11 protein-coding genes are annotated in these 12,768 nt (G+C 55.9%); 8 read left to right on the top strand and 3 right to left on the bottom strand.

The annotated features are described in order from the left end of the window. The first annotated feature begins 49 nt into the window (after positions 1 to 49). Entirely contained in the window at positions 50 to 1,024 is a 975-nt protein-coding gene (gene cysB / locus ADIMK_RS18245; protein ID WP_036191164.1) for an HTH-type transcriptional regulator CysB, read from the top strand. A gap of 14 nt (positions 1,025 to 1,038) precedes the next feature. On the opposite strand, the gene ADIMK_RS18240 is transcribed toward cysB, so the two are convergent. Both ADIMK_RS18240 and ADIMK_RS18235 read right to left on the bottom strand, forming a co-directional pair. Then, the gene (locus tag ADIMK_RS18240) at positions 1,039 to 2,103 is read right to left on the bottom strand and encodes an LLM class flavin-dependent oxidoreductase (protein WP_051693103.1); all 1,065 of its coding nucleotides are present in this window, start codon (positions 2,101 to 2,103) and stop codon (positions 1,039 to 1,041) included. Further along, on the bottom strand, positions 2,100 to 2,495 hold the full coding sequence (locus ADIMK_RS18235) for a GlcG/HbpS family heme-binding protein (RefSeq protein WP_036191162.1): 396 nt from the start codon (positions 2,493 to 2,495) through the stop codon (positions 2,100 to 2,102). The genes ADIMK_RS18240 and ADIMK_RS18235 overlap by 4 nt, the downstream gene beginning before the upstream one ends. A 213-nt stretch (positions 2,496 to 2,708) precedes the next feature. Here ADIMK_RS18235 and thrH point away from each other — a divergent pair, with 213 nt between their 5' ends. Continuing rightward, positions 2,709 to 3,326, top strand: coding sequence for a bifunctional phosphoserine phosphatase/homoserine phosphotransferase ThrH (gene thrH, locus ADIMK_RS18230; RefSeq protein WP_036191620.1), 618 nt, complete (start codon positions 2,709 to 2,711; stop codon positions 3,324 to 3,326). 34 nt (positions 3,327 to 3,360) lie between these two features. Here thrH and pabB read toward each other — a convergent pair whose 3' ends face one another. Beyond that, positions 3,361 to 4,734 (bottom strand): aminodeoxychorismate synthase component I, encoded by a 1,374-nt coding sequence (pabB, locus tag ADIMK_RS18225; RefSeq protein ID WP_231517086.1) that lies wholly within the window; start codon positions 4,732 to 4,734, stop codon positions 3,361 to 3,363. A 122-nt stretch (positions 4,735 to 4,856) separates the two neighbouring features. On the opposite strand from pabB, the gene ADIMK_RS18220 reads away from it, so the two are divergent. The 6 genes from ADIMK_RS18220 (at position 4,857) to prpF (ending at position 12,721) form a co-directional block, all read left to right on the top strand. Continuing rightward, complete coding sequence (locus ADIMK_RS18220; RefSeq protein WP_036191158.1) at positions 4,857 to 5,729, top strand: alpha/beta fold hydrolase; 873 nt, start codon at positions 4,857 to 4,859, stop codon at positions 5,727 to 5,729. A 226-nt stretch (positions 5,730 to 5,955) separates the two neighbouring features. Beyond that, on the top strand, positions 5,956 to 6,678 hold the full coding sequence (locus tag ADIMK_RS18215) for a GntR family transcriptional regulator (RefSeq protein ID WP_036191156.1): 723 nt from the start codon (positions 5,956 to 5,958) through the stop codon (positions 6,676 to 6,678). Continuing rightward, positions 6,671 to 7,564: a methylisocitrate lyase gene (prpB, locus tag ADIMK_RS18210; RefSeq protein ID WP_036191153.1), complete on the top strand. Its 894-nt coding sequence runs from the start codon at positions 6,671 to 6,673 to the stop codon at positions 7,562 to 7,564. The genes ADIMK_RS18215 and prpB overlap by 8 nt, the downstream gene beginning before the upstream one ends. Positions 7,565 to 7,622: 58 nt before the next feature. Beyond that, positions 7,623 to 8,753, top strand: a complete 1,131-nt coding sequence (gene prpC, locus ADIMK_RS18205) for a bifunctional 2-methylcitrate synthase/citrate synthase (protein ID WP_036191151.1) — start codon at positions 7,623 to 7,625, stop codon at positions 8,751 to 8,753. A 116-nt stretch (positions 8,754 to 8,869) separates the two neighbouring features. After that, entirely contained in the window at positions 8,870 to 11,476 is a 2,607-nt protein-coding gene (gene acnD, locus ADIMK_RS18200; RefSeq protein ID WP_036191149.1) for a Fe/S-dependent 2-methylisocitrate dehydratase AcnD, read from the top strand. A 66-nt stretch (positions 11,477 to 11,542) separates the two neighbouring features. Beyond that, positions 11,543 to 12,721, top strand: a complete 1,179-nt coding sequence (prpF, locus tag ADIMK_RS18195) for a 2-methylaconitate cis-trans isomerase PrpF (RefSeq protein ID WP_036191147.1) — start codon at positions 11,543 to 11,545, stop codon at positions 12,719 to 12,721. Positions 12,722 to 12,768 lie beyond the last annotated feature (47 nt).

The following is a 12,768-nucleotide window of genomic DNA, read 5'->3' as shown; positions in this document are numbered from 1 at the left end:
GTTATATGAAAATGTTCTTTTGATTACAGAAAATGGATGATGCGCTGTAATGAAGCTTCAGCAATTGCGATACATCTGTGAAGTGGCAAGACATGATCTGAATGTGTCCGCTACCGCGCAGAGTCTGTATACATCTCAGCCCGGCATCAGCAAGCAGATACGTCTGCTTGAAGATGAATTGGGTGTGGAGGTGTTCGCCCGCAGTGGAAAGCATCTAACGCGTGTAACGCCAGCCGGTCAGGCAATCCTTTCTGTGGCGGAAGAGATTCTGCAAAAGGTCGAAAGTATTCGGCAGGTTGCGCAGGAGTTCAGCGACGAGAAGAAAGGCAGTCTATCTATCGCGACAACGCATACTCAGGCTCGCTATGCATTGCCGAGTGCCATTAACGAGTTTATCAAGGCGTATCCGGACGTGTCCTTGCATATGCATCAGGGCACGCCGATGCAGATATCGGAGATGGCGGCGGATGGCACGGTAGACTTTGCCATCGCGACCGAAGCGCTGCAGCACTTCAGTGACCTGATCATGATGCCCTGTTACCGCTGGAACCGTTCGGTCATGGTGCCGAAAGGACATCCGCTGACGCAGGTGTCGGAGTTGACGCTCAAAGATGTGGCGGCGTACCCGATTGTGACATACGTGTTCGGGTTTACCGGGCGGTCCAAACTTGATGATGCGTTCCGTCATCACGGCCTTGAACCCAAGGTGGTGTTCACCGCGGTGGACTCGGATGTGATCAAAACCTATGTCCGCTTGGGACTGGGTGTCGGTATCGTGGCGTCCATGGCGCACGAGGCTGGGGTGGATGACGATCTGGTTGCGCTGGATGCCAGCCACCTGTTCGAGGCCAGTACGACAAAAATCGGTTTCCGCAAAGGGACGTTCCTGCGCGGCTACATGTATGACTTTATCCGTCTGTTCGCACCGCACCTCACTCCCGATGTGGTACGTCAGGTTCAGGCCTGCGATAACCGGGCTGAGGTCGATGCGCTCTTCGAAGGTCTTGAACTGCCGGTCATGTAAGACCGGCTGCCTGGCTAACTCGCGCAGCTGAGCGCCTTTGTAGTCTGTTTGTGCTGACTTAACTCCATTGCGCTGGACAGGTATTCATAGCTCTTGAGTCTGTCGGCAAACCGATAGGTCACATTGATGGCAAGAATCTCGTCCACATCATATTGCGCTGACAACGCTTCGAGCTGTTCGCGGCATTGTTCGGGCGTGCCGAGAATCATCGAATTCAGCGTTTCGTCATAGTAGGCCTGGTCAGCCGGACTCAGCTGTTTGTAGAGGCTGTGGACCTGCTCAGGTGCTCGTAACGGTTCTCGGTTGCCATGCAAGAATGCCTGGACCTTCCAGTACGTATGGGTGGCGGCTATGTGTCGTGCCTCTTCCAGGGAGTCGGCGCAGATAACTGCGGTCGCCAGCATTGCATTGGGCTTCGAGTCAAACCCGCCCGGGCGATAGGCATCTCGATAGCTTCGAATAATGTCTGGCGAGCGGTACTCGGTGCCGATGAAAAGAGCCAGGACAAAACCTGCGCCTAACGAGGCGGCCAGTTGAGTGCTGGCACTACCTGATCCGAGCACCCAGGGTGCGGGGGGCGTCCGGGTGCCGGGCATGGCGCGAAGCCCCTGATAGGGGTGCCCGTGAGGCAGGGCATTACGAACAAGTGCCAGAAGATCGCTGAGCTGTTCTGGATAAAGCTCGCCATCGGCAGGGTATCCCGGATACGCGAGTGCGTGAGTAGACAGACTGCTGCCGCCCGGTGCACGACCGATCCCCATGTCGATTCGCTCAGGGAAAAGCGCCTGCAGAGAGCTGAACGTTTCCGCGACCTTGAGCGGGCTGTAATGAGACAGCATCACCCCGCCAGATCCCACGCGAATGGATCGGGTCTGGCTTGCAATCGCAGCCATCAGTATTTCGGGGGCAGGGCTCGCATAGCTTGGGGTATTGTGATGCTCAGCGATCCAGTAGCGGCTGAACCCCAGCTCCTCGCAATGTCTGGCAAGCGCGACGCTGTTTCTCAACGCCTGTTCTGCAGGGTTGCCATCATGAATCGGTGACTGATCTACCACACCTACCCTGAGTGTGCGGCTCATTGAAGGACCTCCAGTGCTTCGGTAGCAACATCCACATCCTGCTCCGCGGATCCGCCTGATACACCGATAGCGCCAATCAGTTCTCCATCAATTCGGATAGGCAGGCCGCCACCAAACAGCATAAGGCCGTCATTGCTAAGCTCGAATCCGGTGAGTGCTTTCTTGCGCACAAGCTCGCCCAACACTCCGCTGGGTGCATTGAACATTGCTGATGTATTGGCTTTACGCATGGCGATATCGGCGGAGCCTACAAAGGCACCGTCCATCCGGCAGAACTGGAGCAGGTGGCCACCGGCATCGCAGATCGCAATGCTCATGGCGCAATCCATTTTCGAGGCAGCCTCAAGCGCACGAGCCAAAATTGTGTCGCAGGTTAGTTTGCAAAGTTTCATTGCTTCTCGTCCGGTCCGTTTTCAATATGCAATATTAAGGGAATTGGGGCGTGCTGAGAGTCGGTGCGGGTTGGATAACCAAATCCCGCATATGGAAACGTTGTGCTGCACTCCCATCTGGCCGGTATTGTGGCAATCGATTACCTGCGTTGAAAGCACAACACGCTTCGGGGTAGAGTGGCCCACTGTTTTTAATTAGAGCGGAGAATGAGCGTGGAGCTGGCTTGTCTTGATTTGGAAGGTGTTCTTATTCCTGAGATTTGGATTGCGTTTGCCGAAGAGACCGGCATCGAGGCGCTTAAAGCCACAACGCGTGATATACCTGATTACGATGTGCTGATGAAGCAGCGGCTCTCCATTCTTGATCAGCATGGTCTGACGCTTCCCCAAATTCAGGACACCATAAGCCGTTTGAGCCCTCTGGAAGGGGCGAAAGAGTTTGTTGACTGGCTGCGCGAGCGCTTTCAGCTTGTCATTCTGTCGGACACGTTCTATGAGTTTGCGGCTCCGCTCATGAAGCAGCTGGGTTACCCCACGTTGCTGTGCCACAAGCTGGAAGTGGATGGTAATGGGCGCATTACTGACTACACCTTGCGTCAGCGAGATCCCAAGAGGCAGTCGGTTCGGGCTTTCCAGCTGCTCAACTACCGCGTTATTGCGGCAGGCGACTCCTATAACGACACCACCATGCTGGCACAGGCGGAGAAGGGGATCCTGTTCCATGCGCCGGATAACGTTATTGCGGAGTTTCCTCAGTTCCCGGCTGTGCATAGCTATGAAGACCTCAAGAAGGAGTTCCTCAAGGCCAGTAATCGGGATCTGACGCTGTAATCGCTTCGCTTGGAACGAATACATTAAAGGGGCTTTAGAGCCCCTTTAATGTATCCAGTAGATTGTTAACCTTGTCGAACGATTCCTGATACTCGGCATCGGCATCGGAGTCCGCCACGATTCCGCCGCCAGCCGAGCAATAGATCTTCCCGTGTTCTACCAGCAGTGTGCGAATACAGATGCTGGTGTCCATGGCGCCGTCGGCGTTGATATACCCGATTGAGCCACAGTAAATACCCCGGCGATGGGGCTCTAGTTCATCGATAATTTCCATGGCACGTATCTTCGGTGCGCCGGTTATCGAGCCGCCGGGGTAGCAGTGCTGTAATAAATCCAGGCTTGTGTAGCCCTGAGCCAATTGACCGGTTACAGCGCTAACCAGATGATGGACGTTGGGATAGCTTTCGATCTTGAACAGCTCAGGAACCTTGACGCTTCCCGCCGCGCAGACTTTGCCAAGGTCGTTGCGCAACAGGTCGACGATCATCAGATTCTCGGCGCGGTCCTTTTCTGCGCAGGCCAGTTCGTCGGCAAGAAGTTTGTCCTCATCAGGTGTGGTTCCACGCGGGCGTGTGCCCTTTATAGGGCGAGTTTCTACCTCGCCACGTGCCGATACCTTAAGAAAACGCTCGGGCGAGAGTGACAGAATTGTGCCGTCGTCTGACTCTATATACGCCCCGAAAGGGGTTGCTGCTTTTTGTCGTAGCGCCTTGTACGCATTGAAAGGATCGCCTTCACAGGCCGCGCTCCAACGCTGGGTCAGGTTGATCTGGTAGCAATCGCCGGCCCGGATATAGGCCTGAATGCGATCGAAAGCCTCGCGATACTGAGGTGCCGGGAGGTTACTCTCGAAGTCTGATGTAAGCCGGAAAGGTGTCGTTGACTCGCTGGAAGCGGGCTCCTGTAAAAGTTTACGCAAAAGGGTCACTTGCCGCGCATCGGCTTTATCGTGTGCCATTAGAGCGCTTTTGCGTTCGTGGTGGTCGATAACAACGGACCACAGGTAGCGCCCGACGCGCATTTCAGGAAGTGCAAGGTCATCCTGAGCGGTGTTCGGCATCCGCTCGAACGCCCGGCCGAGATCATAACTGAAATGGCCAATCAGGCCTGCGCTGAAGCTTGGCAGTGCACTGTCAGGTGGTAGAGCTATCTCCGCCTGCAGCTGTTTTAGCAACGTAATGGGGTCGCCGGCTACCGCTTGCCAAAGCCCTTGTCGGCGTATCGACGTTTCCCCTCGTGTATACCGCACCAATACATCGGGTGAGGCGGCGATAATGTCATAGCGCCCAAAACGCGAGTCTGTGACCGGGTGTGCGCTGTCCAGCATTACGGGGTCGCCAAGCGAGCGCACGCGCTCAAATACCGAGAAGGGGTCAAGAGGATAGGGTAGAGGGTAGCTGTTGATCACGCGGCATGATTCCAACGTAAAAGATTGATTTTAACGCTGCCATAGTCACCATGCGACCCTGTCGTCGCCTCGGGAGGCTATAATGGCGCACCGAGATGTAGGCCGAATGAGATTGAGGGTAGATGAAAGCGCCGCAATTCAACGTAGAACAGCGAATACTTAAGCTGGCCGATCAGCATTTGACGTATCGGCTATACCGTCATCCCGCAGTGGAGAGTGGGCGCCGCCTTGTCCTCGTTCACGGTGCGGGAGTCGGTGGCCGTGATACCTGGGAAATGCTGCAATCGTTTTTAACCCATTGGTCCGAGATTCTTGTGCCGGATATGCGCGGTACCGGTGAAACTCATTACGCCGATGAGCAGGAGCATGCCTTTACGGTTCAGGAGCTGGTTGCTGATCTGGGTGCGCTGGTTGATCACCTGGGATGGTGGGAGTTTGATCTGGGCGGATACTCGCTGGGCGGACTTGTTTCGATGCTATATAAACAGCAGCACTCGGACAGGGTGCAAAAGCAGTTCCTTCTGGAGTCTGCAGCGCTTGATCGACCTGACTGGCAATCAACTGTCCAGTTGCGGGAGCGTTATTCTGACGCTGCTGTTTACCTGCGCACCGACAACCGGGAAACCGGTATACGGCAGTTTCTGGACACCATTTCACCGAATCGCCGGATTACCGAGCAGACCGAGCGTCTGACAATTGCCCGGCTTGGCCAGCGACCCGAAGGCTTCGCCAATGCGCTGGATGCCGTCACGAAAGCGATCCGCGATGTTGATCGTGAGTCGGTACTGGCAGCGCAAGGCGATGTCAGCAGTTTTATAGGCGGGCAGAGCGTAGAGCTCATGCACCAGCTTCATATGCATTTGGCCGATGGCATGCCTAACTGGCACTACTTTCATGTTGCCGGCACCGATCACTCCCTGCCTTTTCAGAAGCCCCGCCAGATAGCCCGCATCATGAATGCAGAGCTTGAGCGATTTACCTCTCGTTTAGGATAAGCGTGCGACGAGCCGTTCCCGCTTGGCGGGAGTGGCCGTTCTATTGTTAAAGCCTGCATTTAAACACTTACAAAACGTGTAAGTTGTCCCCCTATGGGCCATAATTCCTACCATCATACTTTTGTCTGATGTTGACAATTTATACGACAAGTTCGGTTGACGGTCATTTTTTACGCCTGTAAGGTGGCGTCATTCAAACATTGTCGACAATCTTGAAAGGGTTGCGATGAATACCGACGTTAAAAAAAGCGAAGTCCTCGAGATCGATCAAGAAAGCCGGACGCTGGCAGACAGGGTTTGCAAGCAGATTGTAACGGCCATCGTTAAAGGTGATCTCTTACCGGGACAGAAAATCAGCGAGCCGGAGCTTGCGCGTACCTACGGCATCAGTCGTGGCCCTCTGAGGGAGGCGATTCGACGCCTTGAGGGCTGGCGTCTGGTTGAGCGCAAACCGCACATCGGTGCCCGCGTGGTCAAGCTGTCGGCCGAGGAGTTGATCGAGATCTACCGGGTTCGCGAAGCGCTGGAAGGCATGGCTTGCCGTCTGGCGGCGGAACACATGACGCAGGAAGAGATCGACAGTCTCAAATCCCTGCTCGACAACCACGAACTCTCCATTGAACAGCGCGAGGGACGGTCCTACTTTCAGAAAGAGGGCGATCTCGATTTCCATTACCGCGTTGTTCAGGGCAGCAAGAACGCCAAGCTTCAAGAGATGCTGGGCGCCGATCTATACCACCTGGTACGCATGTACCGTTACCAGTTCAGCGTATCCAGCTCGCGTCCCAAGCGTGCGCTTAAGGAGCATCGTCAGATCATTGATGCGATTGAAGCGCGGGATGCAGAGTTGGCCGAGATGTTGATGCGCCGGCATATCAGTGCCGCACGCCAGAACATTGAGGAGAAGCTGAATGCTAAAGAGCAACCTCAAGGGGAACAAAATGGCTGAGAAACTGACTGCGGGTGCGCGCTTCCGTAAAGCGTTGGCTGAGAACCAGCCGCTGCAGATCGTTGGTACCATCAATGCTTACCATGCAATGATGGCTTCACGCGTGGGACATCAGGCTATCTACTTGTCTGGTGGCGGCGTCGCCAACGCTTCATATGGCCTGCCAGACCTTGGCATGACATCGTTGAACGATGTGTTGGAAGATGTGCGTCGCATCACCAGTGCTGTCGACACGCCGCTGCTGGTCGATATCGACACCGGCTGGGGTGGTGCTTTTAATATCGCGCGCACCGTTAAAGAGATGATCAAAGGCGGTGCCGCTGCTGTTCATATCGAAGACCAGGTTGCTCAAAAACGTTGCGGGCATCGCCCCAACAAAGAGATCGTCTCCTTGAATGAGATGGTTGATCGCGTGAAAGCGGCCGTTGATGCCAAAACCGATGACAGTTTCTTTATTATGGCGCGTACCGATGCGTTCCAGATGGAAGGTCTGAACGCTGCTGTCGAGCGTGCCCAGGCCTGTCTTGAGGCGGGTGCCGATGGCATCTTCGCAGAAGCTGTCCATACCCTGGACGACTATCAGGCCTTCTCAAGCGGTATCAACGGTGCCCATCTGTTGGCCAATATTACCGAATTCGGTGCTACCCCCCTGTTCAACAAGCGTGAGCTTGGTGAGGTCGGCGCAACCATGGTGTTGTACCCACTGTCCGCCTTCCGCGCCGCCAACAAGGCTGCCTTGAACGTGTACGAGCACCTGCTCAAGGACGGTGATCAGAAAGCCGTTGTCGACACCATGCAGACGCGCATGGAACTCTACGATTTCCTCAACTACCACGACTTCGAGCAGAAGTTGGATGCGCTCTTTGCCGAAGGCAAAAACAAGTAAAGACGGCGTCGAATATTAAAAAGCGCGTTAGACGCTTTGAAAGCATTAGGAGATAACCATGGCTGAAGCGAAGAAACTGGGTGGGGCTGGGCTGCGTGGCCAGTCTGCGGGTGAAACTGCGCTGTGTACTGTCGGTAAAACCGGCGCGGGGCTCACCTACCGCGGTTATGACATCAAGGAACTGGCTGACAAAGCGCAGTTTGAAGAGGTCGTGTACCTGCTGATCTACGGCAAACTGCCGAATCAGGCTGAACTCGACGCATACAAGGCCAAGCTTAAGGGCTTGCGCGGTTTGCCCGACGCACTGAAAAAAGTGCTGGAGCAGATTCCCGCTGATGCTCATCCCATGGATGTCATGCGCACCGGTTGCTCTATGCTGGGCAACCTGGAGACAGAACAGGAGTTCAGTGAGCAGTACGACAAGATCGACCGCATGCTGGCTGTATTCCCGTCGGTCATTAACTATTGGTACAACTTTGCTCATCACGGCAAGCGTATCAATACCGAGACCGACGCCGACTCCATTGGCGAGCATTTCCTCTGGACGTTGCACGACGCCAAGCCCGATCCACTGCACGTGAGCGTGATGCATGCCTCGCTGATTCTCTATGCCGAACATGAGTTCAACGCGTCTACCTTTGCTGCCCGTGTGTGTGCCTCGACCTTGTCGGACATCCATAGCTGCGTGACCGGTGCAATCGGTACCCTGCGTGGACCGCTGCACGGCGGTGCCAACGAAGCGGCGATGGCGATGATCCAGGACTGGAAATCACCTGATGAGGCGGAAGCCGAAATCATGGGCATGCTTGAGCGCAAAGAGAAGATCATGGGCTTTGGTCACGCGATTTACCGTGACTCGGACCCGCGTAATGCCATTATCAAAAAATGGTCGAAGCAGTTGTCTGAGCAGGTGGGAGACACCGTGCTTTACCCGGTATCCGAGCGTGTCGAAGCGGTTATGTGGCGTGAGAAAAAGTTGTTCTGCAACGCCGACTTCTTCCATGCGTCTGCTTATCACTTCATGGGTATTCCGACCGAACTGTTTACGCCGATCTTCGTATGCTCGCGCGTAGCCGGCTGGACCGCGCATGTGATCGAGCAGCGTGCCAATAACCGCATCATTCGTCCGTCGGCAGACTACACAGGTCCTGAAGCGGCTGAATGGGTGCCGATCGAACAACGCGCGTAATCCCCTGAACCCAAGCGGCCGTTCGAGCCGCAGGGGCAACATGCACAAGGGAAGAGGTGGGCAGCAGTTTGTCCGCCTCTCATCTCACACTACGACTTCGATGGATTCCCGACGCTATGAATACTGAATTTCGCAAAGCCCTTCCCGGCAGTTCGCTGGATTACTTCGACACCCGAGCGGCAGTTGAAGCGATCCAGCCGGGCGCTTATGAAAAACTGCCGTACACTTCCCGCGTACTGGCCGAGCAGCTGGTGCGTCGTTGTGAACCCGAGGCGCTGACCGACTCATTGAAGCAGATTATCGAGCGCAAGCGCGATCTGGATTTTCCTTGGTATCCGGCCCGTGTGGTCTGCCACGACATTCTTGGGCAGACGGCGCTTGTGGATCTGGCCGGCCTTCGCGATGCGATCGCAGAACAAGGTGGTGACCCCTCCAAGGTCAACCCTGTGGTGCCAACCCAGCTGATTGTCGACCACTCGCTGGCCGTAGAAGCTGCGGGATTTGATCCGGAAGCGTTCGAGAAGAACCGCGCCATCGAAGATCGTCGTAACGAAGACCGCTTTCACTTTATTGAATGGACCAAGACCGCATTCAAAAACGTGGATGTAATCCCGGCCGGTAACGGCATCATGCACCAGATAAACCTGGAGAAGATGTCTCCGGTGATTCAGGCGCGTGAAGGCATTGCTTTCCCCGATACCTGTGTCGGTACTGACTCCCACACACCCCATGTGGACTCGTTGGGGGTTATCGCTATCGGTGTGGGCGGCCTTGAGGCTGAAACCGTCATGCTGGGGCATCCGTCTATGATGCGCCTGCCGGATATTGTCGGAGTCAAGCTCACAGGCAAACGCCAGCCGGGCATCACCGCCACCGATATCGTTCTGGCGTTGACCGAGTTCCTGCGCAAGGAGCGTGTGGTGGGTGCGTATGTAGAGTTCTTCGGCGACGGCGCCGCCAGCCTGACCGTTGGCGACCGCGCAACCATCTCCAACATGTGTCCAGAGTTCGGCGCGACGGCGGCGATGTTCTACATCGATCAGCAGACGATCGACTACCTTACGCTGACCGGCCGTGAGCCTGAACAGGTTGAGCTGGTTGAGAACTATGCCAAGACAACCGGCCTTTGGGCTGATGCGCTGGTCGGTGCTGAATACGAGCGTGTGCTTGAGTTCGATCTGTCATCCGTCGTACGTAACATGGCGGGGCCGTCGAATCCGCATCGTCGTCTGCCGACGACTGCGTTGCATGAGCGCGGTATTGCCGACGAAGCGATGCTCGCTGCGGCGCGCAAAGAGGAAGAGCAGGGCTTGTTGCCGGATGGTGCAGTCATCATCGCCGCAATTACCTCCTGTACGAATACATCCAACCCCCGTAACGTAGTCGCCGCGGGCCTTTTAGCCAAGAAAGCCAACGAGTTGGGGCTGGTTCGCAAGCCTTGGGTCAAGAGCTCGTTTGCGCCGGGTTCCAAGGTTGCAAGGCTTTACTTGGAAGATGCGGGGCTGTTGCCTGAGCTTGAGAAACTCGGCTTCGGTATCGTGGCGTACGCCTGCACGACCTGTAACGGCATGTCAGGCGCGCTTGACCCGAAAATCCAGCAGGAGATCATCGACCGTGATCTCTACTCCACCGCTGTACTTTCCGGTAACCGCAACTTTGATGGACGTATCCACCCCTATGCCAAGCAGGCGTTCCTCGCGTCGCCGCCGCTCGTTGTGGCGTATGCAATTGCCGGTACCGTCCGCTTCGATATTGAGAAGGATGTACTGGGTACCGACAAGAACGGAAATCCGGTGACGCTGAAGGATCTATGGCCGACGGACGAAGAGATTGATGCCATCGTTGCGTCGTCTGTTAAGCCCGAGCAGTTCAAAGAGATCTATATCCCGATGTTCGATCTTGGCGAAGTGGAAGAGGCTGAGAGCCCGCTGTACGAATGGCGTCCGATGTCGACCTATATCCGCCGTCCGCCTTACTGGGAAGGTGCTTTGGCCGGAGAGCGTACACTCAAGGGCATGTTGCCGCTGGCTGTGCTGCCGGACAACATCACCACTGACCACCTGTCGCCCTCAAACGCTATATTGGCCAGCAGTGCAGCCGGTGAGTATCTGGCCAAGATGGGCCTGCCGGAGGAGGACTTCAACTCCTACGCGACCCACCGTGGTGATCACTTGACCGCCCAGCGCGCGACCCTTGCAAACCCGAAACTTCTCAACGAGATGTGCCGGGATGAGAACGGCGAGGTTATTCAGGGCTCGCTGGCGCGTCTCGAACCGGAAGGCAAGGTGATGCGCATGTGGGAGGTTATCGAAACCTACATGGGCCGCAAACAGAACCTGATTATCGTTGCCGGTGCTGATTATGGTCAGGGTTCGTCCCGTGACTGGGCGGCAAAAGGTGTGCGTCTGGCAGGGGTTGAAGTCATCGTGGCGGAAGGCTTTGAACGCATACACCGCACCAACCTGGTCGGTATGGGCGTGTTGCCGGTTGAATTCAAGCCGGGTACGACACGTTTGACACTGGGCCTCGATGGTACAGAAACCTACGACATCAAAGGCAATATATCACCGCGTTGCGATCTCACACTGGTGATCAACCGTCGCAACGGTGAGGTGGTTGAAGTGCCGGTCACCTGTCGTCTGGATACTGCAGCCGAGGTGAGTGTCTACAACGCCGGTGGCGTCCTGCAGCGATTCGCCAAGGACTTCCTGGGCCAGGCGTAAATAGCAACGGGGGGCTTCGCTGCCATTGGCGGCGGAGCCGTAAGCCCAATAGAAAGGTAGAGTGTTATGGCGCGTGTACCCCAGATTAAAATACCCGCTACCTACATCCGTGGCGGCACTTCAAAAGGCGTTTTCTTCCGTCGTCAGGATCTGCCGGAAGCCGCCAGAGAGCCGGGTGAGGCTCGCGACAAAATCCTGATGCGGGTGATCGGCAGTCCTGACCCCTATGGCCAGCAGATAGATGGCATGGGCGGGGCAACCTCCAGTACCTCGAAAACGGTCATTCTCGATAAGAGTACGCAGCCGGATCATGACGTGGACTACCTGTTTGGACAGGTGGCCGTTAACAAGGCGTTTGTCGACTGGTCCGGCAACTGCGGGAACTTGACGGCGGCGGTCGGTGCATTTGCCATTGCCTCCGGATTTGTCGATCAGCAGCGGATACCGGAAAACGGTATCTGCACGGTACGGATCTGGCAGAAAAATATCGGTAAAACCATCATCGCCCATGTACCGATCACCAATGGAGAAGTGCAGGAAACCGGTGATTTCGAGCTGGATGGTGTGACCTTCCCGGCTGCGGAGGTTGTGATCGAGTTCATGGATCCGGCCGATGGAGAGGGTTCCATGTTTCCAACCGGTAATCTGGTGGATGACCTTGAAGTGCCGGGCATCGGTACGTTCAAGGCAACGATGATCAATGCCGGTATCCCGACTATCTTCCTCAATGCCGCCGATATAGGGTACAGCGGCACCGAGCTGCAAAAGGATATCAATTCAGACGGCGAAGCCCTTGCACGGTTCGAAACAATGCGCGCGTATGGGGCTGTGAAAATGGGCCTCATCGCCCACATTGACGAAGCGGCGGCCCGTCAACACACGCCGAAAATTGCCTTTGTAGCACCCGCGACAGCCTATGAAGCATCGAGTGGCAAGCAGATTGCCGCGGACGATATCGATGTGTGTGTGCGAGCATTATCCATGGGCAAGTTGCACCATGCGATGATGGGTACCGCGTCTGTGGCAATCGCGACAGCGGCGGCGGTGCCGGGAACACTGGTCAATCTGGCTGCCGGAGGGGGCGAGCGCGATGCGGTAACGTTTGGCCACCCGTCAGGAACCTTGCGGGTGGGGGCGGCGGCAGAGGTCGTCAATGGAGAATGGACCGCTACCAAAGCGGTGATGAGCCGCAGTGCGCGCGTCTTGATGGAAGGCTGGGTACGCATCCCGGGCGATACGTTCTGAGGACTTAAGCGACAGACAGGTCCGCGTTACACATTTTTGGGAGTTGC

It is taken from the genome of Marinobacterium lacunae (assembly GCF_000705555.1).
In the GTDB taxonomy this organism is placed as follows: domain Bacteria; phylum Pseudomonadota; class Gammaproteobacteria; order Pseudomonadales; family Balneatricaceae; genus Marinobacterium_D; species Marinobacterium_D lacunae.
This window is presented reverse-complemented; position numbering and strand designations above follow the sequence as displayed.

Coding starts and splice junctions, on each gene's coding strand:
- ADIMK_RS18215 (WP_036191156.1), top strand. CDS start 5,956: ATGAATACCGACGTTAAAAAAAGCGAAGTCCTCGAGATCGATCAAGAA.
- cysB (WP_036191164.1), top strand. CDS start 50: ATGAAGCTTCAGCAATTGCGATACATCTGTGAAGTGGCAAGACATGAT.
- ADIMK_RS18235 (WP_036191162.1), bottom strand. CDS start 2,495: ATGAAACTTTGCAAACTAACCTGCGACACAATTTTGGCTCGTGCGCTT.
- prpB (WP_036191153.1), top strand. CDS start 6,671: ATGGCTGAGAAACTGACTGCGGGTGCGCGCTTCCGTAAAGCGTTGGCT.
- ADIMK_RS18240 (WP_051693103.1), bottom strand. CDS start 2,103: ATGAGCCGCACACTCAGGGTAGGTGTGGTAGATCAGTCACCGATTCAT.
- prpF (WP_036191147.1), top strand. CDS start 11,543: ATGGCGCGTGTACCCCAGATTAAAATACCCGCTACCTACATCCGTGGC.
- prpC (WP_036191151.1), top strand. CDS start 7,623: ATGGCTGAAGCGAAGAAACTGGGTGGGGCTGGGCTGCGTGGCCAGTCT.
- acnD (WP_036191149.1), top strand. CDS start 8,870: ATGAATACTGAATTTCGCAAAGCCCTTCCCGGCAGTTCGCTGGATTAC.
- ADIMK_RS18220 (WP_036191158.1), top strand. CDS start 4,857: ATGAAAGCGCCGCAATTCAACGTAGAACAGCGAATACTTAAGCTGGCC.